The sequence below is a fragment of the Rhizobium sp. WYCCWR 11146 genome, from assembly GCF_013591995.1.
Classification (GTDB): Bacteria; Pseudomonadota; Alphaproteobacteria; order Rhizobiales; family Rhizobiaceae; genus Rhizobium; species Rhizobium indicum.
In genome coordinates this window covers 289,564-313,940 of sequence record NZ_JACCEY010000009.1, presented here as the reverse complement: position 1 = coordinate 313,940, position 24,377 = coordinate 289,564, and the positions used below count along the sequence as shown (strand labels likewise).

20 protein-coding genes are annotated in these 24,377 nt (G+C 61.3%); 12 read left to right on the top strand and 8 right to left on the bottom strand.

Translation table 11 applies throughout. The annotated features are described in order from the left end of the window. Positions 1 to 111: 111 nt before the first annotated feature. A complete protein-coding gene (locus HX899_RS05785; RefSeq protein WP_017995223.1) occupies positions 112 to 1,020 on the bottom strand; it encodes a LysR family transcriptional regulator in 909 nt (302 codons plus the stop codon). A 179-nt stretch (positions 1,021 to 1,199) separates the two neighbouring features. Here HX899_RS05785 and HX899_RS05780 point away from each other — a divergent pair, with 179 nt between their 5' ends. Beyond that, on the top strand, positions 1,200 to 1,913 hold the full coding sequence (locus tag HX899_RS05780) for a hypothetical protein (RefSeq protein ID WP_181291821.1): 714 nt from the start codon (positions 1,200 to 1,202) through the stop codon (positions 1,911 to 1,913). Positions 1,914 to 1,924: 11 nt separating this feature from the next. Here the strand turns inward: HX899_RS05780 and HX899_RS05775 are convergent, their stop codons facing one another. Further along, positions 1,925 to 2,815, bottom strand: coding sequence for an AraC family transcriptional regulator (locus HX899_RS05775; RefSeq protein ID WP_180196423.1), 891 nt, complete (start codon positions 2,813 to 2,815; stop codon positions 1,925 to 1,927). 132 nt (positions 2,816 to 2,947) lie between these two features. Between HX899_RS05775 and HX899_RS05770 the strand changes: the two genes are divergently transcribed. Further along, positions 2,948 to 3,700 carry an SDR family NAD(P)-dependent oxidoreductase gene (locus HX899_RS05770; protein WP_181291820.1) on the top strand — a complete coding sequence of 251 codons (753 nt, stop codon included), beginning with the start codon at positions 2,948 to 2,950 and terminating at the stop codon, positions 3,698 to 3,700. Between the two features lie 168 nt (positions 3,701 to 3,868). On the opposite strand, the gene lysS is transcribed toward HX899_RS05770, so the two are convergent. The 5 genes from lysS to HX899_RS05745 all read right to left on the bottom strand — a co-directional run bounded on the left by lysS (position 3,869) and on the right by HX899_RS05745 (position 9,690). After that, positions 3,869 to 5,365 carry a lysine--tRNA ligase gene (gene lysS / locus HX899_RS05765; protein WP_181291819.1) on the bottom strand — a complete coding sequence of 499 codons (1,497 nt, stop codon included), beginning with the start codon at positions 5,363 to 5,365 and terminating at the stop codon, positions 3,869 to 3,871. Positions 5,366 to 5,387: 22 nt separating this feature from the next. Next, entirely contained in the window at positions 5,388 to 6,854 is a 1,467-nt protein-coding gene (gene gltX, locus HX899_RS05760; protein WP_138390610.1) for a glutamate--tRNA ligase, read from the bottom strand. Positions 6,855 to 7,099: 245 nt separating this feature from the next. Further along, positions 7,100 to 7,849: a TerC family protein gene (locus tag HX899_RS05755; RefSeq protein WP_018072717.1), complete on the bottom strand. Its 750-nt coding sequence runs from the start codon at positions 7,847 to 7,849 to the stop codon at positions 7,100 to 7,102. Between the two features lie 215 nt (positions 7,850 to 8,064). Next, a complete protein-coding gene (locus HX899_RS05750; RefSeq protein ID WP_181291818.1) occupies positions 8,065 to 8,904 on the bottom strand; it encodes an AraC family transcriptional regulator in 840 nt (279 codons plus the stop codon). 93 nt (positions 8,905 to 8,997) lie between these two features. Then, a complete protein-coding gene (locus tag HX899_RS05745) occupies positions 8,998 to 9,690 on the bottom strand; it encodes a TetR/AcrR family transcriptional regulator (protein WP_171600690.1) in 693 nt (230 codons plus the stop codon). Between the two features lie 151 nt (positions 9,691 to 9,841). Between HX899_RS05745 and HX899_RS05740 the strand changes: the two genes are divergently transcribed. The 5 genes from HX899_RS05740 to xylA all read left to right on the top strand — a co-directional run bounded on the left by HX899_RS05740 (position 9,842) and on the right by xylA (position 16,738). Beyond that, on the top strand, positions 9,842 to 11,053 hold the full coding sequence (locus HX899_RS05740) for an HlyD family secretion protein (protein WP_171600689.1): 1,212 nt from the start codon (positions 9,842 to 9,844) through the stop codon (positions 11,051 to 11,053). A 27-nt stretch (positions 11,054 to 11,080) separates the two neighbouring features. Next, the gene (locus HX899_RS05735) at positions 11,081 to 12,679 is read left to right on the top strand and encodes a DHA2 family efflux MFS transporter permease subunit (protein WP_171600688.1); all 1,599 of its coding nucleotides are present in this window, start codon (positions 11,081 to 11,083) and stop codon (positions 12,677 to 12,679) included. A gap of 204 nt (positions 12,680 to 12,883) precedes the next feature. Beyond that, the gene (locus HX899_RS05730; RefSeq protein WP_181291817.1) at positions 12,884 to 13,906 is read left to right on the top strand and encodes a LacI family DNA-binding transcriptional regulator; all 1,023 of its coding nucleotides are present in this window, start codon (positions 12,884 to 12,886) and stop codon (positions 13,904 to 13,906) included. Positions 13,907 to 13,927: 21 nt separating this feature from the next. Continuing rightward, complete coding sequence (xylB, locus tag HX899_RS05725) at positions 13,928 to 15,379, top strand: xylulokinase (RefSeq protein WP_181291816.1); 1,452 nt, start codon at positions 13,928 to 13,930, stop codon at positions 15,377 to 15,379. A gap of 48 nt (positions 15,380 to 15,427) precedes the next feature. Further along, positions 15,428 to 16,738: a xylose isomerase gene (xylA, locus tag HX899_RS05720; protein ID WP_138390603.1), complete on the top strand. Its 1,311-nt coding sequence runs from the start codon at positions 15,428 to 15,430 to the stop codon at positions 16,736 to 16,738. An 80-nt stretch (positions 16,739 to 16,818) separates the two neighbouring features. Here xylA and HX899_RS05715 read toward each other — a convergent pair whose 3' ends face one another. Next, positions 16,819 to 17,850, bottom strand: coding sequence for a LacI family DNA-binding transcriptional regulator (locus HX899_RS05715; RefSeq protein ID WP_138333254.1), 1,032 nt, complete (start codon positions 17,848 to 17,850; stop codon positions 16,819 to 16,821). 170 nt (positions 17,851 to 18,020) lie between these two features. Between HX899_RS05715 and HX899_RS05710 the strand changes: the two genes are divergently transcribed. From HX899_RS05710 to HX899_RS05690, 5 genes are all read left to right on the top strand, one after another. Then, complete coding sequence (locus HX899_RS05710) at positions 18,021 to 19,547, top strand: sugar ABC transporter ATP-binding protein (protein ID WP_181291815.1); 1,527 nt, start codon at positions 18,021 to 18,023, stop codon at positions 19,545 to 19,547. Positions 19,548 to 19,624: 77 nt separating this feature from the next. Continuing rightward, positions 19,625 to 20,629: an ABC transporter permease gene (locus HX899_RS05705; protein ID WP_138333257.1), complete on the top strand. Its 1,005-nt coding sequence runs from the start codon at positions 19,625 to 19,627 to the stop codon at positions 20,627 to 20,629. Between the two features lie 115 nt (positions 20,630 to 20,744). Beyond that, positions 20,745 to 21,692, top strand: a complete 948-nt coding sequence (locus tag HX899_RS05700) for a substrate-binding domain-containing protein (RefSeq protein ID WP_181291814.1) — start codon at positions 20,745 to 20,747, stop codon at positions 21,690 to 21,692. A 249-nt stretch (positions 21,693 to 21,941) separates the two neighbouring features. Beyond that, a complete protein-coding gene (locus HX899_RS05695) occupies positions 21,942 to 22,997 on the top strand; it encodes a sugar phosphate isomerase/epimerase (protein ID WP_017989458.1) in 1,056 nt (351 codons plus the stop codon). Positions 22,998 to 23,196: 199 nt separating this feature from the next. Next, the coding region (locus HX899_RS05690; protein WP_181291813.1) for a Gfo/Idh/MocA family protein at positions 23,197 to 24,377 on the top strand (1,181 nt) is incomplete at its 3' end.

Below are 24,377 nucleotides of genomic sequence, written 5' to 3'. Positions count from 1 at the left end.
GTCTCCCGGTTTGCCACTTCTGTGGCGGTTTGTTCCCGGATGAAAAGGTGACGCGAAAAAGCCGCTTTCGCAAATTCATTTATCAGAAAGACGGTATCGGAAATTCCGATATCAGCGGATACGCCCGGATCTTAAGCTCTCGGCGATACCGACGAAATCGCGCGCCGCCTGCGGCAGGCTGGAGCCCTTGCGCCAGACCATGCCGACCTGGACGACGGGCAGCGACCCCGAGACGTCGCGGCTCTCGATGCGGTCGCCTTCCAGCGACCATGGTCGGTAGACGAGATCGGGAAGCAGGGCTACGCCGGCGCCTGTTGCCACCAGGCTGCGCACCGCCTCCACCGAGCGGGTGCGGAAGGCGACATGCGGGCGGGCGCCGAGCGCTGAGAGCAGCTTGCCGGTATTCTCCTCGATTTCGTCGACCGTCAGCATGATCAGCGGTTCGCGGGCGATGTCGGCGACCGAGATGATGTCGGCCGACACCAGCGGATGGCCCATCGGCAGCCACAGTCGATAGGGCGAGGTTTCGAGGATTTCCGCCTGCAGCGCCATGCGGTCGCGCAGGTTTGATATCACCATGACGGCAACATCAAGTTCGCCGCCGACCAGGAGATGTTCGAGGTAACCGCCATTGTCCTCGATGGCGCTGACCTCGATGCCCGGACAGGCGCGCCGGTATCGCGCCAGGAGATCGGAGAGCACATAGCCGGCGACAAGCGAGGTGACGCCGATGTTCAATGTGCCGGAGAGGGCGCTTTGTTGGCCGGAAAAGCTGGTCCGTGCATCGGAGACGGAGGCCAGGATCTTCGTCGCATGACGTAAGAACTGGTGGCCGTTATGGGTGATTGTCAGGCCGCGCGGATGGCGCTCGAAGAGCGCGACGCCGAGGTCGGTTTCGAGCTCCTTCAGCGCTTCCGTCACCGAGGATTGCGAGATCGAAAGGTTCTGTGCGGCTCGCGTCACCGAACCCTGTTCGGCGACGGCGACAAAATATTGAACCTGGCGAAGCGTGAAGGCCATGGGGTTTTAGAGCATGGCGGAACGGGCCGTGGCAAGCGGTCGGAAAAAGCGGACCTTTTTTGGTATTTTCCTAAAATGGAGCGGGCTTCGCATGCCCACTTAAACTTTCGGAAACGTCATTTCCTTAGCTTTCTCAGCACTTGTCCTGCGTTGGAGTTTCAGATGGCGGAGCAGTTGGCGTGAAGGCCTTACTGCGCATATTCCGGCCTTCCCGGAAATTGGCAATCATCATTGGCGGAGTCGCTCTTCTCATGGGCGTGTCCGGCGGTGCCGCGGTCTATGTCGGCAAGGACAGGCTGATCGGTGCAACTGGTGGTGGCTACGGGCTCGAATGCAGTGACGTCAACCTGGTGACGATCCGCAAGCAGGATCATGTCTGGGTGCGCAAATATATCAAGACCGAACCGACCGACGGGATGACACGGGTCAAGACCGCGCTTCGTGTCGCTCAGGCGGTTTATGCCGCGCAGAAGCCGGATCTGGTGCAGGTGGTGGTGCTCGACGAAAACGGACCGACGATGCGCGCCGATATTCGCGGCCGGGCGATCGGCGCCGATGTCGTCTATATCCCGCATCCCGACAAGACCGTTCCGGGCCTCGACGACAAGTCCTATACAGCGCGCTACTACGACGGCAAGGCCAGCGAAAACGGGCTGTTCTTCGGCGAACGGATAGAGATGCCGTCCGACGAGATCGCCATGATCAGCGCCGCTTTCAAGGATCCCGAGGATTGCGTCGACCCGGTCGCGGTTGCTTCCACAAAGGGTGAGGGCAAGGTAGCAGCCGGCGGACACGGCGCAGCGCCGCAGACCAAGGAACCGTCTGCTCAGGAGCAGGCTGCCAAGGATGCAGCCGCTCCCGCAGAAGAACCACCGGCCAAGAGCGGGCACTAAACCCCAAAAAATCAGGCGGCAGGCCTGATATTTTCCCTTATCAGCGAGGCGTCGCGCGCCGGCGGCTGGCCGAAGAAGCGTGCATATTCCCTGGTGAATTGCGAAGCGCTTTCGTAGCCCACGGAATAGGCGACCGAGGAGGCGTTTCCGGATTGGGAAATCAGAAGCTGGCGGGCCTGCAGCAGGCGGATACGCTTCTGGAACTGGATCGGGCTCATCGCCGTCACAGCCTTGAAATGGCGATGAAAAGCCGAGACGCTCATGGAAGTGAGGGCGGCGAGTTTTTCGACCTCGACCGCTTCGGCATAGTGCTCGCGAACCCAGCGGATGGCGAGCCGTATCCGCGACAGGGCGCTATCGGGTGCTGCGATATCGCGCAGCATCCGGCCCTGCGGTCCCTGCAGCACGCGATAGAGGATTTCGCGTTCGTAGGCCGGGGCAAGGGCAGGGATATCCTGCGGGCGCTCCATGAGTTGCAGCATCCGCAGCCAGGCACCCAGAAGTTCCGGCGTCATGCGACAGACGGAATAGCCGCCGCTTTGTCCCTCCTGGTAGGATTGCGGCGGAAGATCCAGGAGAAGCGCTGCGACCCTTGCCGGATCGAGCGATAGGCTGACGCCGATATAGGGCCGGTCGGGGCCTGCCTGCTGCACCATGCCCGTCGCCGGCACATCGATCGATATCACGAAGTAGCTCGCTGGATCGTAATAATAGTCCTGCCCGGCGATCGTCAGCGTCTTGCTGCCATCAAGAATGAGGTTGACCATTGGCTCATAAACGGCGCCGAGCTTGTGTTCGGGGATCTCCCCCTTGACCATCAGTATGCCGGGTATGCCGGTTTCCGTCGGGCGGTTCTCAGCATGGGCCGTCAAGCGGCGCATCTCTTCGAGCATTGTTTGCATGGCGAAATCCTGACCCAGCAAGTGACACGGCGCAAGGAAAAAGCAGGAATAGGCAAGAACGAGGCAGTTTCCGGCGGAGTGCAGGCCGGTTGTTTCCCATAGCTTCCGACCACCGAAGCAAAGGAGACAGAAATGAAAATCGCAATCATTACCGGCGGCAGCCGTGGCATTGGTCAATCGGCAGCGCAGGAATGCGCAAGGCGCGGCATGGGTGTCATCCTCACCTATAACAGCCACAAACCAGGTGCGGATGAAGCCATCGCCGCGATCAAGGCAGAAGGCGGTCAGGCCGTTGCGCTTGCCCTCGATGTTGGTGATGCCGACAGCTTTCCGGCCTTCGTGGCGGAGGTAAAAAGGCTGCTTTCCACTTATTGGGGCCGGGATACGTTCGATTGCCTCGTCAACAATGCCGGTTTCGGCATGTTCAATCTCATGGAAACGGTGACGACGGACCAGTTCGACGCTCTGATGAATGTCCACCTGAAAGGGCCGTTCTTCCTGACGCAGGCCTTGCTGCCGCTAATGGTCGATGGCGGCGTGATCCTCAATGTAACGAGCGCTTCCGTTCGCGTCGCAACAGCAGGTGTTGCGCCCTATGCAGCCCTCAAGTCCGGACTTGAGACGTTGACCCGCTATCAGGCGAAGGAGTTCGGCGATCGCAGGATCCGCGCCAATGCTATCTCGCCCGGTCCTATCCGCACCAATCTTGCCGACGCTGCGCTGGACAAAAACCCGGAGTTCGCCGCGTTGCTTGCCTCACAGACGGCTCTCGGCCGTATCGGCGAAGCCGAGGATGTCGGCCGCGTCATCGCCATGCTCGCGTCCGACGACGGCGCATGGATCAATGCGCAGACGATCGAGGTCGCCGGCGGCTACATGATCTGAGTGTGGTGACGAGCGCGATCATGACACAAGCCAACGAAATAACGTCATTCCGGTTGAAGGGCCGGCTGACAGTGTCTTGGTCCATCGGCTCGGTTTTTCACCAATCTGCCTAAACAAAACGGAGCGTCCTTTCGGGCGCTCCGTTTTTTCACCTAAAGAATGTTGTTCTCAGTCGGCCTTGCTGCGGCGGGCCGGGAAAAGGATGACGTCGCGGATCGACGGGGCATTGGTCAGAAGCATGATGAGACGGTCGACGCCGATGCCGAGACCACCTGCCGGCGGCATGCCCTGGTCGATGGCATCGAGGAATTCCTCGTCCAGCTGCTTTTCCTTTTCGCCGCGGGCATGCGCCTGTTCGAGCTGCTCGACCATGCGGCGGCGCTGCTCTTCGGGATCGTTGAGTTCCGAGAAGGCGTTGCCGAGTTCCCAGGCGTTGCAATAGGTCTCGAAGCGCTCGACCAGGCGCGGCTCGCCCGGCACTTCCTTGGCGAAGGGCGAAATGTCCTTCGGGAAATGTGTGACATGCGACGGCTGGATCAGGGTGGATTCAACCTTTTCCTCGAAGATGAAGGCGAGGCATTCGCCCCAGGTCCAATCCTTCTCGACCGCGAAGCCGGCAGCCTTGGCGGCAGCGCGGGCCTCTTCATCGGTCTTGATGGCGAGGAAGTCGATGCCGGTCGCTTCCTTGACGGCGTCGGGCATCGGCACACGCTTGAACGGACCCTTGAAGGACATGGTCTTGTCGCCGAAGGGAAATTCCGTCGTGCCGTGAATGGAAAGCGCCAAGCTTTCGAACAGCCGCTCGACGAGGTCCATGATGTCCTCGTAGTCGGCATAGGCCCAGTAACACTCCATCATGGTGAATTCCGGATTGTGCCGGGTGGAAACCCCCTCGTTACGGAAGTTCCGGTTGATCTCGAAGACCTTGTCGGTCAGCCCCGAGACCAGCGTGCGCTTCAGGAACAGTTCCGGCGCGATGCGCAGGTACATGTCGAGCTTCAGCGTGTTGTGATGCGTCTTGAACGGCTCGGCGGTGGCGCCGCCATAGACCGAATGCAGCATCGGCGTCTCGACTTCCATGAAGCCGTCATTTTCCATGAAGCGGCGGATGCCGGAGAGGATCTTCGAGCGCTGCTGGAAGCGGAGCTTCGAATCCTCGTTGGTCATGATGTCGAGATGGCGCTTGCGATAGCGCAGCTCGATGTCGGAGAGGCCATGCCACTTTTCCGGCATCGGCAGCAGCGACTTGGTCAGCATGGTGATCGTCTGTGCGTTGATCGTCAGCTCGCCGCGCTTGGTGCGGCGCACGATACCGGTGACGCCGATGATGTCGCCGATGTCGATCATCGGCAGCAGGGCGCGGGCTTCTTCCGGGGTCGTGTCCTTGTGACTGAAAATCTGGATCTTGCCGCCGGCATCGTGGATGTCCATGAACATGCCAGAGTTGCGCGACGAGTAGACGCGGCCGGCGACAGTGACGACATCCTGCGTCTCGACGTCAGGTTCCAGATTCTCGTACTTCGCGATGAGCTCGGCATTGGTCATCGTGCGGTGGAAATGCGCCGGATAGACCTCGCCGATCTGCTCGCGCAGCAGCTTCAGCTTCTGAGCGCGCACTTCCGTCGCGTCGGAGGAAAGGGTGTTTTCAGTCTTGTTGTCAGCCATTGTCGAAATCCTCTGACTGTTCTTACTTCGAGCCGACGAGGGCGGCGACCGCCTGCGAGGCGAGCTTCAGGCGCTGACGCACGACCGACCGGCCGAGGATTGCCATGGAATCGAAGAGCGGCAGCGAGCGCGACGAGCCGGACACGGCGACGAAGAGCGGCGAGACCACGACCTTCAGCTTCTTGCCCATGCGGTCGGCGATCGCGCGCAGCTCCGCCTCGATCGTCTCGACGTTCCATTCCAGGATCTTTTCGAGATCCGGCTGAACGGTGTTGAGGATCTCCAGGATCTCTTCCGGCGGCGACTTGATCTTGGCGAAGTCGGAAGGCTGCAGGCCAAGATCGGACTTCAGCAGGAAGCCGGCAAGATCGGGCAACTCGCCGAGCTTGGAAATGCGTGTCTGCGATAGGCGCAGACCTTCCTTCAGGCGGTCGTTTTCCATCGCCCAGGTCAGCACACGCACCTGGAATTCCTCCTCGGAGAGCTTCTCGCGGATCCAGCGGCCGTTCAGCCAGTCGAGCTTTTGAATGTCGAAGATCGCACCGGCCTTGGAGAGGTTTGCCGGGTCGAACTTCTCGGAGAGCTCGTCCATCGTCAGGAGCTCTTCGCCCTCGGCGATCTGGATGAAGAACAGGCCGAGGAAGTTCATCAGGGCTTCCGGGATATAGCCGAGCGCGGAGTAATAGGAGATCGAGGTCGGGTTCTTGCGCTTCGACAGCTTCGACTTGTCGGCATTGCGCATCAGCGACAGATGCATGAAGACCGGCTGATCCCAGTCGAAATAGCGATAAAGCAGGATGTGCTTCGGCACCGAAGCCAGCCATTCCTCGCCGCGCGCCACATGGGTGATCTTCATCAGATGGTCGTCGATGACGTTGGCCATGTGATAGGTCGGCATGCCGTCGGCCTTGACGAGCACCTGCATGTCGACCGAATCCCACGGAATGGAGACATCGCCGTAGACGCCGTCCGTGAAGTCGCAGGAGCCTTCGGCCGGGATCTTCATGCGGATGACGGTCGTCTCGCCGGCGGCCATACGCGAGGTGACTTCCTCGGCCGCAAGATTCAGGCAGAGACCATCGTACTTCGGCGGCTTGCCGGCGGCGCGCTGGGTTTCGCGCATCTGCTCCAGCCGCGCGGGTGTGCAGAAACAGCGGAAGGCATGGCCCTTGTCCAGCAATTCCTGCCCGTAAGGCTGGTACATTTCCTTGCGGTCGGACTGGCGATAGGGGCCGTAGGGGCCGCCGATATCAGGGCCTTCCTTCCATTCCAGCCCGCACCATTTCAGGGCGTCCAACACCTTCGTTTCGAATTCCGGGGTCGAGCGCGTCGCATCGGTATCCTCGATGCGCAGGATGAACTCGCCGCCATGCTTCTTGGCAAAAAGGTAGTTGAAAAGAGCGATGTAAGCGGTGCCAACATGCGGCTCGCCGGTCGGCGAGGGAGCGATGCGGACGCGGACGCCGGTAGCTGTCCCGGAAACTGTCATTGTGTGTGCCCGTCAATGAATGCCGGACGGCTTTCATGGGAAAGCGACGCACGGCCGGAAGGATGCAGATAGCTTCATCGGCAAACCGGCCGGAAAAAGGGCATGCGCCCGCACTATCCGCCGATCGTCCGTTCGGCTGGCCTTAGGCCATATTCAACCGGGCGCGTCAAGAAAAACACGCCAGGAATGGCCTGATGGCAATGCGTGAGGGCGCGCCGGTTCCGCCGCGCCCTCCAGCCCAAGCCTCAATGCGCGGCGTCGCGTTTTCGCTTGCGGGCGTTGCGCGCGAACATGTTCAGCACCTCGACCAGCGCCGAGAAGGCCATGGCGGCGTAGACGTAGCCCTTCGGCACATGGAAGCCCATGCCTTCGGCGATCAGCGTCGTGCCGATCATCAGCAGGAAGGCGAGCGCCAGCATGACGATCGTCGGGTTCCTCTCGATGAAGTTGGCAAGCGGGGTCGCGGCAACAAGCATGACGGTGACGGCGGCGACGACGGCGACCACCATGATCGGCAGATGTGGCGTCATGCCGACGGCAGTGATGATGCTGTCGACGGAGAAGACGAGGTCGAGCAGCAGGATCTGGCCGATGGCCGATGCAAAGCCTGTCGTGGCCGAACTTGCGATGAAGTCCTCGCCGTGATCTTCCGGATCGACGCTGTGGTGGATTTCCTTGGTGGCCTTCCAGACGAGGAACAGACCGCCGGCAATCAGGATCAGATCCTTCCAGGAGAAGCCGTGGCCGAAAGCTTCAAACAGCGGTTCGGTCAGTTGCACGATCCAGGCGATGGTGCCGAGCAGGGCGAGACGCATGACGAGCGCAAGACCGATGCCGATCTTGCGGGCCTTCTCCCGGTGCTCGGGCGGCAGTTTGTTGGTGAGAATGGAAATGAAGATCAGGTTGTCGATCCCGAGAACGACTTCCATCACCACCAGCGTGATGAGCGCCACCCAGGCGGCCGGATCCTGAATGAGCGTCATGATTTCCTGCATCAGCATATATCCCCTTTGCGTCACATGAGTAATGACGCTCGCAATGTAATGTCGCCGGCCTTCCAGGCAAGCGCCGCAAGGGGGTATACGAAACCGATGTGACTTTTATTCCCTAGAACAGGATTTAAGGCCGGGTCGGCCTTAAATTTGAATCCTGCTCTAAATTAGAGAGTTAGAGCAGGATGTCGTCCGAAAACCGCTCGCACTTTTCGGTATCATGCTCTGATCGGCAACCAGATTTCGGTGACGCCCATGCCGGTATAGGGGTCGAAGCGCTCGTCGTAGCGTTCGAACATGTCGGGTGTCTCGCCGTGCTCCAGGCCGGAGGTCGGCCACCATGCGCCAAATATCCGGTTCATCGTCGCCGGAATGCCGGAGACATGGCCACGATGAGCAAAGACGACGTAACGCTGGCCTGGAAGCTTGAGCGTTGCAAAATCGGCCGGCAGATCGCCGGCATCGGAAATTTCGACCGCGGCCATATAGCGGAATTTCTCTGCTTCACCATCGATATGGGTGCAGATGCCGTAGGCGACGTTGCCTTTCTGCCCGGAGATATGACCGAAATGGGCATTGAATTCCTGCCAGAGGGAGGGGATGGCGGCATTGCCGCCATAGGGGTAGGTCTCCTGCAAGCCGGCAAACAGCATCGGTTGAAGGGTTTCGAAGCGGGGCGGTTCGAGGTCGTTGAGGTGGGCGGGGTCCATTCTGATCGGCTCCAGCAAGGTAAGGTTACGGGCGTGCCCCTGTCTGCGCACCGCATCCGGCGTCATGCCGAACTGGTCGCGGAAGGCACGGGTGAAGGCTTCGTGCGAGCCGTAGCCGGCGCAAAGCGCAACCTCGAGAATGGTGGATGAACCGCCGACCAACGCCGGCACGGCGCGGCTGAGGCGGCGCCCTCTTATATAGCCGCTGATCGAGTGACCGGTGACGAGCCCGAAGACGCGCGACAGATGGTAGCGCGACAATCCGGCTGCTTCCGATATCTCTTCCAGCGATATATCGCTTTCGAAATGGCTCTCGATGAACCAGATCGCCCGTCCGACGGCGCTCATCCTTATTCTCCTGGTTGCGGCTTCTTCCTTAAAGAAAAGCCGGCAACCGGATTTGATCGCTATTGCGGAATTTTGGCCGATGGAGCGCGGCGGTCAAGGATGCGGTCTGACGGTCTCGTGCCGGCGTGCGCCGTAGGCGGCCATGAAGACCCGGATGGCGCCGCGGATGACGCGCTCGATTTCGTCACGCGGCGGCGGCTCTTCCATGCTTCCGAACAGGCGGAGCTTGAAGAAACTACCGCTGGCGAGATCGAGAAATTGACCGGCGGCCAGATCGATGTCGTCGATCTCAAGTGCGCCTTCGGCGATGTGGCGTTCCAGGAAATCGCGCATGATGGTGCGCAGGTTTTCCGGGCCTTTGAAGAAGCGTTGACAGAGCACCGGCATGCGGTCGCGAACGCCGAGAACGGTGCGCATCGCGCTGATGACCTTTTCATCGGTCATATGGGTGACGAAGCTTATCCCGAATTCGTACAGGCCGGCTTCGGGGTCGTCATGTTCGGCAAGCGCCGTGCGCACGGCCGCCACGAAGGCGGCGCGCTCGGTCTCGATCATCGCCGAAAACAGTTCTTCCTTGTTGGTGAAATAGACGTAGAGCGTTCCCTTGGAGACTCCGGCCTCGCGGGTCACGTCGTTCATGCTGGCGGCGTCGAACCCCATCTTCATGAAGACGCGCTTGGCGCCGGCGAGAATCTGCTGGCGCTTGGCCGGATCTTCGCCTGCGGCAAATCGGCCTCCGGCAGCGGGAGGACTGAATACGGCGGCGTGGTCGGGTTTCAGCGTCATGTCCTCTTAACTGTGTTGACGGTTTCGCATGTTCTCTAAAAGAAATCGAACCGATTGGTTCTATACATCTTGATATGGCGATAAAACAGGTTTAAGTCAACTGAACCGAACCGTTCAGTTCGATTATTTACTCCAGATCGGTAAAGTGGCTATGTCGAGCAACCAGAAGAGCAACGTCGCGCGTATCGTCAGCGAAAACGCCGGGACCGAAGAGGTCAAGGCCGAGGTCGCGGCTGTAGAAGCTCCGACGGCGGAAGCCCGCGAAGTTCCCTCTGCTCCTGCACAGTCGGCACCGGCTTCGGTCGCCGCACCCGCGGCTGCGAAGAAGCGCCGCAGCCCGGTGCTGCCGATCGTCGTGCTTGCCCTTCTCGCGGGCGGCGGCTGGTATGGTTACGAATGGTGGACGAACGGCCGCTTCATGGTGTCGACAGACGACGCCTATATCGAAGGCGATATCGCAACGATTTCGCCGAAGGTCACGGGCTACGTCGCGAAGGTGAACGTTGTCGCCAACCAGGAAGTCAAAGCGGGCGACGTGCTTGCCACGCTTGATAACGGCGATTATCAGAACGCCCTCGACTTGGCCCAGGCCCAGATCGTCACCGAACAGCTTTCGCTGCAGCGTATCGACGCGCAGATCGAAGGTGCGAATGCGAGCCTCGTGCAGGCGCAGGCGCAGAAGGTGGCACTCGAAGCGGCCGTTCGGGGTGCCGAGATCACCCAGAAGCGCCAGACCGACCTTCAGGCGAAGTCGGTCGGCACCGCCGCCGATCTCGACAACGCCAATATCGCCCTCGACCAGGCCAAGGCCAATCTTGCCGGCGGCGACGCCAACATCACCGCCGCACAGGCCAACATCACCATTCTCCGGGCCCAGCGCAAGGAAGCCGAAGGCTCGGTCCGTTCGCTTGAGATCTCGCGCGACAAGGCCGTCCGTGACCTCTCCTTCACCGTGCTCAAGGCGCCTTATGACGGCATTGTCGGCAACCGCTCCGTCCAGGAAGGCGACCTCGTTTCTCCCGGCCAGCGCCTGATGGCGCTCGTTCCGGTGCGCCAGCTCTATATCGACGCCAATTTCAAGGAAACGCAGATCCAGCATCTGGTGCCGGGCTCGAAGGTCAACGTCCAAGTCGATGCCTATAGCGATCATCCGATCGTCGGCACCGTCGAATCGATCTCGCCGGCTTCCGGCTCGGTCTTTTCGCTGCTGCCACCGGAAAACGCCACCGGCAACTTCACCAAGGTGATCCAGCGCGTGCCGGTGCGCATCGCGCTGCCGCAGGATGCGCTCGACAGCGGCCGTCTGCGCGCGGGCCTGAGCGTCGTCGTCGACGTCGACACCCGTACGGCGCCGAGCAAGTAAGCCTTCAGGAAAGGCAGAGGTGATCTGATGGCCGGGAGCGCGACAGCAACGGCGGGAACGATGCCGACGGCACCCGCCCATGCCGACGAGCGCATGGATCCGAAGAAGCTCATCGCCTTCTTCGCGATGGTGCTCGGCATGTTCATGTCGATCCTCGACATCCAGATCGTCTCGGCCTCGCTTGCGGAGATCCAGGCCGGCCTCTCGGCCGGCAGCGACGAGATCGGCTGGGTGCAGACGTCCTATCTGATCGCAGAAGTGATCATGATCCCGCTTTCGGGTACGCTGGCGCGCATCATCTCGACGCGCTATCTTTTCGCGATCTCGGCCGCCGGCTTCACCATGGCGAGCGCGCTTGCCGCGACGGCGACGAATATCGACCAGATGATCGTCTACCGGGTCATCCAGGGCTTCATCGGCGGCGGCATGATCCCGTCGGTGTTTGCGGCAGCCTTCACCATCTTCCCGCCGTCGAAGCGCAGCATCGTCTCGCCGATCATCGGCTTGATTGCGACGCTGGCGCCGACCATCGGCCCGACCGTCGGCGGTTATCTCAGCCATGCCTTTTCCTGGCACTGGCTGTTCCTCGTCAACATCGTGCCCGGCATCATCGTCACGATCGTCACCTGGAACTTCATCGATTTCGACAAGCCGGAACTGTCGCTCTTCAAGAAGTTCGACTGGTGGGGTCTGATCTCGATGGGTGTCTTCCTTGGCGCGCTGGAATATGTGCTCGAAGAGGGCAATTCGAACGACTGGTTCAACGACAGTTTCATCACCATCGCAGCGGTTGCCTCCGGCGTTGCAGCCATCGTCTTCTTCTATCGCGCCTTCACGGTGGATTTCCCCGTTGTCGACCTCAAGGCCTTTTCGAACCGGAATTTCTCCTTCGGCTCGGTGTTTTCCTTCGTCATGGGCATCGGCCTCTATGGTCTCACCTATATCTATCCGGTCTATCTCGGGCGCATCCGCGGTTATGATTCACTGATGATCGGCGAGACGATGTTCGTCTCCGGGCTTGCGATGTTCTTCACCGCGCCGATCGCCGGCCGGCTGTCGACCAAGATGGATCTGCGCCTGATGATGGTGATCGGCTTCGTCAGCTTCGCCGCCGGCACCTTCATCATGATGCATCTGACGGCGGATTGGGATTTCTACGAACTGTTCATCCCGCAGATCCTGCGCGGCTTCGGGCTGATGATGTGCATGGTGCCGATCAACAACATCGCGCTCGGCACGATGCCGCCCTCGCGCATCCGCGGCGCGTCGGGCCTGTTCAATCTGACCAGAAATCTCGGCGGCGCCGTCGGCCTTGCCGTCATCAATACCGTGCTGACCAACCGGCAGGACGTGCACTACGAGCGGTTGCGGGAGAATATGGACTGGGGCAATCCGGCAGCGATCGACCAGATGAACAACATGGCCGCCAACTTCAACACCTATGGCATGGATGGCGCCTCGGTTGCCATCAAGCAGATGGTCGGCCTTGCCACCAAACAGGCGATCATTCTTTCCTTCAGTGACGTGTTCCTGATCCTGACCGCACTCTTCCTTGCCATGATCCTCGGTGTCGCCATGATCAAGAAACCCGCGCCGCAAGGCGGGGGAGGCGGTGGCGGCCACTGACCTCCGGCCTGCCGCCCCTTGAAAAGGCCCTCTTCGGAGGGCCTTTTTGTTTGCCGTTTCCAGGCCGCTATGTCATCAGGTCGATCATCGCCACCGGATCGGTCCGAAGCGAACATGCCGGGAAAACGATGCGGAAACCCGCCCGTTCGATTTTTTGATTTACGTACATCAAAATTGGCGCTAATGGTCTCGTCAGGAGGAATGATGAGGCCAACCGTTCACGATATCGCCGCCGCCGCCGGTGTCAGTCTGGCGACTGTCGACCGGGTTCTCAACCAACGTCCCGGTGTGCGCCACGTCACGCGGGAAAAGGTCGAGACCGCGATCCGCGAGCTCGGTTATGTCAGAGACGTCGCCGCCGCCAATCTTGCCAAGGGGCGCACCTATCCGCTGGTCTTCATCCTTCCGGCAAGCGATAATTCCTTCATGCACGGGCTCAATGCCGAGATCCGCCAGGCAGTCCTCCGATCGTCGGCCGAGCGCACCGATATCCGCACCATCGAGGTGCCGGCCTTCGATCCGGCCGCCCTCGTCTCCGTGCTCGAAGAGCTTTCCCGGGAAAAGCCCTGCGGCATTGCGCTGGTTGCGACCGATGCGCCCGAAGTACGCGCCGCCGTCGACAGGCTGGTGCGCGAGCGCTTTCCCGTCGTCACCCTGGTTTCCGATCTCACCGGGTCGCTGCGCCATCACTATGCCGGCGTCGACAATATCGCCGCCGGCCGCACAGCCGCCCGCCTGCTCGGACGATTCCTCGGGCCGCGAAAGGGCGAAATAGCCGTGCTCGCCGGTTCCATGCTGGTGCGCGACCATCGCGAGCGGCTGGAGGGCTTCACCGCTGTCATGGCCGAGGAATTTCCGGATCTTACGATCCTGCCGGTTCTCGAAGGCCGCGACGACCCGGAGGTCGCCCACAGGCTCGTTGCCGACGCGCTCGGGAATGCCGGCATCATCGGCGTCTACAGCCTCGGCGCCGGCAATCGCGGCCTGATCCGGGCGCTAAAGGAGAAGGCCGTCGACCGCGTGCTGACCGTGATTGCCCACGAACTGACCGCTCATACGCGCGCAGCACTCATCGACAATACGATCGATGCGATCCTCAACCAGGATGCCGGCCATGAGGTGCGCAGTGCGATCCGCGTGCTGAAGGCCAAGGCGGACGGGCTTGCCGTCATCGAAGCGCAGGAGCGCATCCGCCTCGACATATTCCTGAAAGACAATCTGCCGTAACGGCAAAGGGAGAAATACCACATGTATCTGGGTCTCGATCTCGGAACCTCCGGCGTCAAGGCGATGCTGATCGACGGTGATCAGAAGATCGTCGGCTCGGCCAACGGTTCGCTCGACGTCTCGCGTCCGCATTCCGGCTGGTCGGAGCAGGAGCCGGCCCACTGGGTGCGCGCCACGGAGGAGGCTGTCGCCGGCCTCAAGGCAAAACATCCGAAGGAGTTGGCGGCGGTCAAGGGCATCGGCCTTTCCGGCCAGATGCATGGCGCAACGCTTATCGATGCGACCGACAAGGTGCTGCGCCCGTGCGTCCTCTGGAATGACACGCGCAGCTACGTCGAGGCAGCTGCACTCGATGCCGATCCGCGCTTTCGTGCACTCACCGGCAACATTGTCTTCCCCGGCTTTACGGCGCCGAAGCTCGCTTGGATCGAGAAGCATGAGCCCGATGTCTTCGCCAAGATCGCCAAGGTTCTCCTGCCGAAGGACTATCTGCGTCTCTGGCTGACCGGCGACTATATCTCGGAAATGTCGGATTCGGCCGGCACCTCCTGGCTCGACACCGGCAAACGTGTCTGGTCCTCCGAACTGCTGGCCGCCACCAACCTTTCCGAGGAGCAGATGCCGGCGCTCGTCGAAGGCACCGAACAGGCCGGTAAGCTGCGGTCCGAACTGGCGGCGCAATGGGGTATATCAGGTGATGTCGTCGTGGCCGGCGGTGCCGGCGACAATGCGGCCTCGGCCTGCGGCATGGGCACGGTCAGCGATGGTGCTGCCTTCGTCTCGCTCGGCACCTCGGGCGTGCTTTTTGCCGCCAACGGTTCCTATTTGCCGAAGCCGGAAAGCGCCGTGCATGCCTTCTGCCACGCGCTGCCGAACACCTGGCACCAGATGGGTGTCATTCTGTCGGCCACCGACGCGCTCAACTGGCATTCCGGGGTGACCGGCAAGTCGGCCGCCGATCTCACCGGCGAACTCGGCGAGACGCTGAAGGCGCCCACCGGTGTCACCTTCCTGCCCTATCTCTCCGGGGAGCGCACGCCGCACAATGATGCTGTCATCCGCGGCGCCTTCATCGGCCTCGAACATGAAAGCAGCCGTGTCGTTCTTACCCAGGCGGTGCTCGAAGGTGTCGCCTTCGCCATTCGCGACAATCTCGAAGCGCTGCGTTCGGCCGGCACCGGCATATCCCGCGTCACGGCAATCGGCGGCGGTTCGCGCTCGCGTTACTGGCTGGCGTCGATCGCGACCGCCCTCGGCGTTCCGGTCGATCTGCCGGCCGACGGCGATTTCGGCGCGGCCTTCGGCGCTGCCCGCCTCGGCCTGATCGCGGCAACGGGCGCGGATCCGATTGCGGTTTGCACGCCGCCGGTGACGGCTGGAACGATCGAGCCGGTGTCGGCACTGAGCGGCGCTTATGAGGACGCCTACAAGCGCTACCGGGCGCTCTATCCGGCGATCAAGTCGCTGGCGTAGGCCAACAATTCAGAACTTCGAAAAGATACGAACCCAAGGAGAACCAACATGAGCACCGGATTTTTCGGCGATATCCAGAAAGTAAAATACGAAGGCCCCGACAGCACCAATCCGCTGGCCTTCCGCCATTACCAGCCGGACGAGATCGTCATGGGCAAGCGCATGGAAGACCATCTGCGCTTTGCCGTGGCCTATTGGCACACCTTCACCTGGCCGGGCGGCGATCCCTTCGGCGGTCAGACTTTCCTGCGTCCCTGGTTCGAAGACACGATGAAGGCCGCCAAGCTCAAGGCTGACGTCGCCTTCGAATTCTTCTCGCTGCTCGGCTCGCCCTATTACTGCTTCCACGATGCCGACGTGCGTCCGGAAGGCAAGAACTTTGCCGAAAACACAAAAAACCTCAACGAGATCGTCGATTATTTCGCCGAGAAGCAGGCCGCAACCGGCACCAAGCTGCTCTGGGGCACAGCGAACCTCTTCTCCCACCGCCGCTATATGTCGGGTGCAGCCACCAATCCGGATCCGGATGTCTTTGCTTTCGCTGCTGCGACGGTCAAGACCTGCATCGACGCCACGCAGAAGCTCGGCGGCGAGAACTACGTGCTTTGGGGCGGCCGCGAAGGTTACGAGACGTTGCTCAACACCGATATCGGCCGCGAGCTCGACCAGCTCGGACGCTTCCTCAACCTCGTTGTCGAATACAAGCATAAGATCGGCTACAAGGGCACGATCCTGATCGAGCCGAAGCCGCAGGAGCCGACCAAGCACCAGTATGATTACGACGTCGCGACCGTCTATGGTTTCCTCAAGAAGCACGGCCTTGAAAACGAGGTGAAGCTCAATATCGAGCAGGGCCACGCGATCCTTGCCGGCCACTCCTTCGAGCACGAGCTGGCGCTTGCCAATGCGCTCGGCATCTTCGGCTCGATCGACATGAACCGCAACGACTACCAGTCCGGCTGGGATACCGACCAGTTCCCGAACAATGTTCCCGAAATGGCGCTCGCCTACTACCATGTTCTGGCTGGTGGCGGCTTCAAGACCGGTGGCACCAACTTCGACTCGAAGCTGCGCCGCCAGTCTCTCGACCCGGCGGATCTGCTGATCGGTCATATCGGCGGCATGGATTGCTGCGCTCGCGGCCTGAAGGCCGCCGCCAAGATGATCGAGGACAAGGCTCTGTCGCAGCCGCTCGCCGATCGTTATGCCGGCTGGGATTCGGCTGAAAGTCAGAAGCTCTTCCGCGGCGAATATTCGCTGGACGAGATCGCCCATTGGGTCGAGAGCAAGGACGTCAACCCGCAGCCAAGATCGGGCAAGCAGGAACTGCTGGAGAACGTCGTCAACCGTTACGTCTGACGATCAGCGCCGGCGGCCATTGGTCGCCGGCACAACCCTCTCCAGGCGGCGACGGCGCAAAACCTTCAGCCTCAATTGGTTTACCGTTTCGACCAGTTGCGCGACGGTGCCGAGACGGAGTTTCGAACCACCAGATCCGGCCGCAGCAGGATTTCCGTTTCGGTCGGCCGGCCATCGGACAGAAGTTCCAGCAGCAGCGCCATTGCCTGCTTGCCGATCGCCGTTCTCGGCTGGCGGATCGTGGTCAGCGGTGGGGATATGAAGACGGCCTGCGGTACATCGTCGAAACCGGTCACCGAGAAATCCCGCGGAATGTCGTAGCCTCGCGCGCCGAGCCCGACCATGACGCCGATCGCCGTCTGGTCGTTGACGCACATGAAGGCGGTTGGAAGCGTGTCGCGCATGAAAAGCTGTTCGACCGCATGCCGCCCGCTTTCGATCGTCCCGTCGCCTTCCAGCACGATCCTGTTGTCGGGCGGGATGCCGGCGGCATCGAGACCGGCATCGTAACCCATACGGCGCCTGGTATAGGCAAGCCGGGTGCGCGAATCGCCGATGAAGGCGATCTTGCGATGCCCTTCGGCCAGCAGCAGGTCTACCGCTTTGCGAGCGCCCTCGGTATCGTCGACGCCGACATAGGGAATGCCGCCGTTGAAGACGGGCTCGAAAACGCCGACGCTCGGCGGCAGCCGCGCGGTCATCGTCTGATGCCCGAAGGGCAGGATGCCGGTGAAGAGGATCAGCCCGGCAGCCTGGTTGGAATTTAGGAATTTCAGATATTCGAGACCGCGCTGGGCGTCGTTCTGCGTGTGGCCGATCAGGATGCCGTAGCCGTGCGCGCGCGCTTCGTTCTCCAGCCCGACGAGAATGTTGGAGAAATTGGGATCGCCGATATCGGGCGCCACGACGAGGATCATGTTGGAACGGCCGAGCCTCAGGCTGCGCGCCATGGCGTTGGTCGTATAGCCGGTGATGGCGATCGCCTGGTTGACCTTGAGGCGCGTGGAGTTGGCGACCTTTTCCGGCATGTGGATTGCCCGGGAAACCGTCGCGATGGAGACCTCGGCGATCCGGGCGACGTCTTCGATGGTTGCGGGCGTGGAATTCGACACTGAGCTCTGCCTTGGGCTGTCTTCGCCGCGACACTACACAGACTTGTCGAGAGGTCAAAGGCGGGCTTCAACTGATCTGTGTAAATCAACGATGTAAACCTTTACACGATGTATGTAAAGGTTTACATAAGGCGCCAGAGCGGACCGGGAGCCGCTTTGGGGAGGACCAGATGACCGTGGAGACCGCCGACACCGCACCCGTGGTGCTGTCCGCCAGGCGCATATGCAAATCCTTCAGTGGAGTGCAGGTCCTCTTCAGCGTGAACTTCGATCTCCGCGCCGGCGAAATCCATGCACTCATGGGTGAAAACGGCGCCGGCAAGTCCACGCTTGTCAAGGTTTTGTCCGGTTTCGAACAGCCGAGTTCCGGCGAAATCCTGCTCGACGGCAAGCCTGTCGTCCTGCCGCCCAACGGCGCCGCCGAGGCACTCGGCATCGTCATCATTCACCAGGAATTCAACCTCGCCGACCATCTGACCGTGACGGAGAGCCTCTTCCTTGGGCGCGAAGTCACGCGCTTCGGCGTGCTTGACCGCAAATATATGCGGTCGGAGACCCGCAAGGTTCTCGACGTGCTCGGTTCGCATGTCGATGAGAATGCGCTGATCAGCACGCTTTCCATCGCCGACAAGCAGATGGTCGAAATCGCCAAGGCAATCAGCCGCGACGCGCGGGTGGTATTCATGGACGAGCCGACCGCCGTGCTGTCGCGGGAAGAGACCAGTATGCTGTTCAAGCAGGTTCGCAAGCTGCGCGATCAGGGTACCAGCTTCGTCTTCGTGTCCCACAAGCTCGACGAGGTGATGGAGTTGACCGACCGCGTCACCGTGCTGCGGGATGGCCAGTGGATCAAGACATCGCCGACATCCATTCTGGACGGGGAATCGATCGCGCAGTTGATGGTTGGCCGCGAACTTTCCAGCCTCTATCCCGCCAAGGTCGAGCCTGATGTCGACGAGGAAATCGTCCTCAGCGTCGCCTCGGTGTCGACGGGCTATGTGAAGGATGCGAGCTTCGAGGTGCGCAAGGGCGAGATCATCGGTTTTTCAGGCATGATCGGCTCCGGTCGCACCGAGCTGATGGAAGCGATCGCCGGGTTGCGGACCCGTCTCGAGGGCGAGGTGATCATCAAGGGGGAAACGGTTCCCTCCGGCGACGTGCATGCCGCCAATCGCTGCGGGCTCGCCTATATGACCAAGGACCGCAAGTCGAAAGGCCTGCTGCTGCGCTCCGGCATGGTGACCAATCTGACACTGCAATCGCTCGGAAGGCATGCTCGTCACGGCTATCTCAGCCCGGGCAGTGAAGCGGCCGCAATGGCAAAGGCCAAGCGCCGCTTCGACATCAGGGTTCGTGACGGCAATATCGTCGCCGGCCGCATGTCGGGCGGGAACCAGCAGAAGCTGCTGCTTGCCAAGGTCATGGAGACCGAGCCTGACATCATCATCATCGACGAGCCGACGCGCGGCATCGATGTCGGCACCAAGCAGCAGATCTATCATTTCATCTCGGCACTCGCCCGGGACGGCCGGTCGATCATCGTCGTGTCGTCGGAGATGCCGGAGGTCATCGGCCTCTGCACCAGAGTGGCGGTGATGCGCGAAGGCCGTATCGTCGGCGTGCTCGAGGGAGACGAGATTACCGAGCAGGAGATCATGCGTTACGCCGCCGGGCTCAAGAAGAAGGCGGCCGCCTGAGGGCTGAAGCAGGCTTCGCCGATCAGGACGACACATTAGATGCCCAGAAAATATGGGGCGGGAGGTTGGTTTTGGAAATGAGCGTCAACGAGGAGACCAGGGAAATCCGGCGCCGATCCTGGCGGGATGTCGACCTGCGTGCAGTCGCGCCTTTTGTCGCCCTGGCACTGCTGCTGATCGTCGGAGCCCTGGTCAATCCTAATTTCATCGGCATCACCAACCTTGCCAATGTCGCGACACGCAGCGCCTTCATCGCCATCATCGCGGTCGGTGCGACCTTCGTGATATCTGCAGGCGATCTCGACCTGTCGGTCGGCTCGATGGTGGCCTTCGTCGCCAGCCTGATGATCCTGCTGATGAATTCGGGCGCCATCGAAAACCCGGCCCTGATGCTGACGGTCGCGGCCGTCTTCACCATTGTCGCAGGTGCGCTTTGCGGCCTGGCGAACGGCCTGATCACGACGGTGGGCAGGATCGAGCCCTTCATCGCGACGCTCGGCACAATGGGCATCTATCGCGGCCTGACGACATGGCTGTCGCAGGGCGGCGCGATCACGCTTCGCTCCGCCGATATCCAGACGCTCTATCGTCCGGCTTATTTCGGCAATATCGCCGGCGTGCCGGTGCCGATCGTGGTGATTTTGGCGGTGACGGCGGTTGCGGCCTTCATCCTCTATCGCACCCGCTACGGGCGCCATGTCGTCGCGGTCGGATCGAACAGCGATGTCGCCCGCTATTCGGGCATCGCGGTCAACCGCGTCAGGACGATTGCCTTCGTCATCCAGGGACTGTGCGTCGCCATTGCCGTGTTGCTCTACGTTCCCCGTCTCGGCTCGACGTCGGCGACGACAGGCATCCTGTGGGAACTGCAGGCGATTACGGCCGTCGTCGTCGGTGGTACGGCGCTGAAGGGCGGCGCGGGCAGGGTGTGGGGCACGATCTGCGGCGCCTTCATTCTCGAACTCGTCGGCAACATCATGCTGCTTTCGAATTTCATCAGCGAGTATCTGATCGGCGCCATCCAGGGTGCGATCATCATCATCGCCATGTTCGTCCAGCGCTCGCTGGTGCGTAAATCATAAATTGGCAAATCATGAATTGACCGGGCTTGCAATTGGCCGGGGCTATAATTGATCGGGCTTACAGGGCGTCCGGTCCCGTATGGAAAAGTCCCTGAAGTTATTGGGAGGAAATAGCATGCGTAAATTGATGTTGGGCCTGGCGGTTGCGGCGGTGACGTTCGCCGGCGCCGCTCACGCCCAGGACAAGAAATTCACGATCGGCGTATCCATTCCGGCCGCCGACCACGGTTGGACGTCGGGCGTGGTGTTCCATGCCGAACGTGTCGCCAAGCTGCTGATGGCCGAACATCCCGGTCTCAATGTCATCGTCAAGACCTCGCCGGACGCCGCCAGCCAGGCCAATGCCGTGCAGGATCTCGATACGCAGGGCATCGACGCCCTCGTCATCCTGCCGTCGGATCCGGATCCGCTCGTCAACGCCATCAAGGAAGTCAAGGCCAAGGGCAAGTTCGTCGCTCTTGTCGACCGTGCGCCGAGCAACAACGACAATTCCGTGCGCGACCTCTATGTCGCCGGCAACAACCCGGCTCTCGGCGAAGTCGCCGGCAAGTACATCAAGGACACCACGCCGGACGCCGAAGTGGTGATCATCCGCGGTCTGCCGATCCCGATCGACCAGCAGCGCCAGGACGGCTTCGACAAGGGCATTGCCGGCTCGAACGTCAAGGTTCTCGACCGCCAGTACGGCAACTGGAACCGCGACGATGCCTTCAAGGTCATGCAGGACTACCTGACCAAGTACCAGAAGATCGACGTCGTATGGTGCCAGGATGACGACATGGCCGTCGGCGTTCTGCAGGCGATCGAGCAGGCCAAGCGCACCGACATCAAATATGTCGTCGCCGGCGCCGGCTCCAAGGACATGGTCAAGAAGGTCATGGACGGCGACAAGCTGATCCCGGTCGACGTTCTCTATCCGCCGGCAATGGTCGGCACGGCGATGGAGCTGACGGCGGCGGCACTTTACGATCAGGTCCCGGTTCATGGTAGCTACATTCTCGATGCGACGCTCGTCACCAAGGAGAATGCCAAGGAGTTCTATTTCCCGGATTCGCCGTTCTGATCCATCGACTTGAGACATGCGCCCATTCGAAAGGATGGGCGCATTTTTTGTGCTTCCATACAGTGGTGGCCGAAAATGCTGCACGTACCTCTTGCCCGCCAAAGCCCATCGTGTTTAGCTCGCAGCCATATCGCATCTGGCCTCGCGCCAAATCACGAGCCAAGGGCGAGGAGGCGCCTTGCTCCCGCCAAATAGCGTGCTACAACATATCAGAAACGTTTACGGTCGATATTCAGGGAGGAATCTGACATGAAAACGATCAAAGGCCCCGGCCTTTTCCTTGGCCAGTTTGCGGGCGATACTGCTCCTTTCAACTCTTGGGACGCGATCACCAAATGGGCGGCCGACATCGGCTACAAGGGCGTCCAGGTGCCGACCTGGGCCAGCCAGTTGATCGATCTGAAGAAAGCTGCCACGTCCAAGGACTATTGCGACGAATTCGCCGGCAAGGCTCGCGAAAACGGCATCGAGATCACCGAACTCTCCACTCACTTGCAAGGCCAGCTCGTCGCCGTGCATCCGGCCTATGACGAAGCTTTCGACGGGTTCGCGGCACCGGAGGTGCGTGGTAACCCGAAGGCGCGTCAGGAATGGGCGGTCGAGCAGGTCAAGATGGCGCTGACGGCATCCAAGAACCTCGGGCTTACGGCGCATGCGACCTTCTCCGGCGCGCTTGCCTGGCCCTTCATCTATCCCTGGCCGCAGCGTCCTGCCGGCCTGGTCGAGACTGCCTTCGACGAACTCGCTCGCCGCTGGACGCCGATCCTCAACCATGCGGACGAGAACGGCATCGACGTTTGCTACGAGATCCACCCGGGCGAGGACCTGCATGACGGCATCACCTTCGAGATGTTCCTGGAGCGGGTGAAGAACCATCCGCGCGCCAACATGCTCTACGATCCCTCGCACTACGTCCTGCAGTGCCTCGATTATCTCGACAACATCGACATCTACAAGGACCGCATCAAGATGTTCCACGTCAAGGATGCGGAGTTCAATCCGACCGGGCGCCAGGGCGTCTACGGCGGCTATCAGGGCTGGGTGGAACGCGCCGGCCGGTTCCGTTCGCTCGGCGACGGCCAAGTCGATTTCGGCGCGGTGTTCTCGAAGATGACGGCGAATAATTTCGACGGCTGGGCCGTGGTCGAATGGGAATGCGCGCTGAAGCATCCGGAAGACGGCGCCCGCGAAGGCGCCGAATTCGTCGCCGCCCATATCATCCGCGTCACGGAAAAGGCCTTCGACGATTTTGCCGGCAGCGGCACGGATCAGGCGGCGAACCGGCGGATGCTGGGGCTTTCTTAACAGCACACACCGGTTGGTGGCTCTTGCCCCTCACCCTAACCCTCTCCCCGTAAAAGACGGGGAGAGGGGACGTGCCTTGCGAGAGCGAGCGGGGAACGGAGAGGGTGCGACACGGTCCCTTCGCCCCGTTTACGGGGAGAAGGTGGCGGCAGCCGGATGAGGGGCGCATCCGCACCAAGTTTAATTTCAGGAGGAATCAATGGCAATCGAAGCATCATCCGAACAGACACGCGAGCCGCGCATCCGGCTCGGCATGGTGGGCGGCGGCGCGGGCGCGTTTATCGGCGCGGTGCACCGTATCGCGGCACGCATCGACGATCAGTACGATCTCATCGCCGGCGCGCTGTCGGCTTCGGCCGACAAGGCGATCGCATCCGGCCGCGACCTCGGCCTCGATCCGTCGCGGACCTATTCCAGCTATCGCGAGATGGCGATCCGCGAGGCGAAGCTGAAGAACGGCATCGAGGCGGTGGCGATCGTCACGCCGAACCATGTGCATTACGATGCGGCCAAGGAATTCCTCAAGCGCGGCATCCATGTCATCTGCGACAAGCCGCTGACATCCAACCTTGCCGATGCGAAGAAGCTGAAGAAGGTCGCCGACGAGAGCGGGGCGCTCTTCGTGCTGACGCATAATTACACCGGCTATCCGATGGTGCGCCAGGCGCGCGAGATGATCGCGAATGGCGAACTCGGCGACATCCGCGTCGTCCAGGCCGAATATCCGCAGGACTGGTTGACGGAAGCGGTTGAACAAACCGGCCAGAAGCAGGCCGCCTGGCGCACCGATCCGGCGCAGTCCGGCGTCGGCGGCTCGACCGGCGATATCGGCACGCATGCCTATAATCTCGCCGCCTTCATCACCGGCCTGGAGCTCGACAGCCTCGCCGCCGATCTCGACAGTTTCGTTCCGGGCCGCCGGCTGGACGATAATGCGCATGTCATGCTGCGCTTCAAGGCGAAGGGCTCTGAGAAGCCGGCCAAGGGCATGCTCTGGTGCAGCCAGGTGGCGCCCGGCCATGAAAATGGCCTGATGGTGCGCGTCTACGGTACCAAGGGCGGGCTGGAATGGACCCAGAAGGACCCAAACTACTTGTGGTACACGCCGTTCGGCGAGTCGAAGCGGCTGATCACCCGGGGCGGCGCCGGTTCAGGCGCTGCTGCCGGTCGTGTCACGCGCGTGCCATCAGGGCATCCGGAAGGTTATCTCGAAGCCTTTGCGACGATCTATACCGAAGCCGCGCATGCGATCAACGCCCGCAAGAAGGGCAAGGCCGTCGACAAGGCAGTGGTCTACCCCACCGTCGATGACGGCGTGAAGGGTGTGGCCTTCGTCGAAGCCTGCGTCGCGTCTTCGAAGAAGAATGGCGCCTGGGTCAA

Coding starts and splice junctions, on each gene's coding strand:
- HX899_RS05730 (WP_181291817.1), top strand. CDS start 12,884: ATGAGGCCAACCGTTCACGATATCGCCGCCGCCGCCGGTGTCAGTCTG.
- HX899_RS05775 (WP_180196423.1), bottom strand. CDS start 2,815: ATGCAAACAATGCTCGAAGAGATGCGCCGCTTGACGGCCCATGCTGAG.
- HX899_RS05745 (WP_171600690.1), bottom strand. CDS start 9,690: ATGACGCTGAAACCCGACCACGCCGCCGTATTCAGTCCTCCCGCTGCC.
- HX899_RS05695 (WP_017989458.1), top strand. CDS start 21,942: ATGAAAACGATCAAAGGCCCCGGCCTTTTCCTTGGCCAGTTTGCGGGC.
- HX899_RS05770 (WP_181291820.1), top strand. CDS start 2,948: ATGAAAATCGCAATCATTACCGGCGGCAGCCGTGGCATTGGTCAATCG.
- HX899_RS05735 (WP_171600688.1), top strand. CDS start 11,081: ATGGCCGGGAGCGCGACAGCAACGGCGGGAACGATGCCGACGGCACCC.
- lysS (WP_181291819.1), bottom strand. CDS start 5,365: ATGGCTGACAACAAGACTGAAAACACCCTTTCCTCCGACGCGACGGAA.
- HX899_RS05750 (WP_181291818.1), bottom strand. CDS start 8,904: ATGAGCGCCGTCGGACGGGCGATCTGGTTCATCGAGAGCCATTTCGAA.
- HX899_RS05700 (WP_181291814.1), top strand. CDS start 20,745: ATGCGTAAATTGATGTTGGGCCTGGCGGTTGCGGCGGTGACGTTCGCC.
- HX899_RS05740 (WP_171600689.1), top strand. CDS start 9,842: ATGTCGAGCAACCAGAAGAGCAACGTCGCGCGTATCGTCAGCGAAAAC.
- HX899_RS05705 (WP_138333257.1), top strand. CDS start 19,625: ATGAGCGTCAACGAGGAGACCAGGGAAATCCGGCGCCGATCCTGGCGG.
- xylB (WP_181291816.1), top strand. CDS start 13,928: ATGTATCTGGGTCTCGATCTCGGAACCTCCGGCGTCAAGGCGATGCTG.
- HX899_RS05710 (WP_181291815.1), top strand. CDS start 18,021: ATGACCGTGGAGACCGCCGACACCGCACCCGTGGTGCTGTCCGCCAGG.
- gltX (WP_138390610.1), bottom strand. CDS start 6,854: ATGACAGTTTCCGGGACAGCTACCGGCGTCCGCGTCCGCATCGCTCCC.
- HX899_RS05755 (WP_018072717.1), bottom strand. CDS start 7,849: ATGCAGGAAATCATGACGCTCATTCAGGATCCGGCCGCCTGGGTGGCG.
- HX899_RS05785 (WP_017995223.1), bottom strand. CDS start 1,020: ATGGCCTTCACGCTTCGCCAGGTTCAATATTTTGTCGCCGTCGCCGAA.
- xylA (WP_138390603.1), top strand. CDS start 15,428: ATGAGCACCGGATTTTTCGGCGATATCCAGAAAGTAAAATACGAAGGC.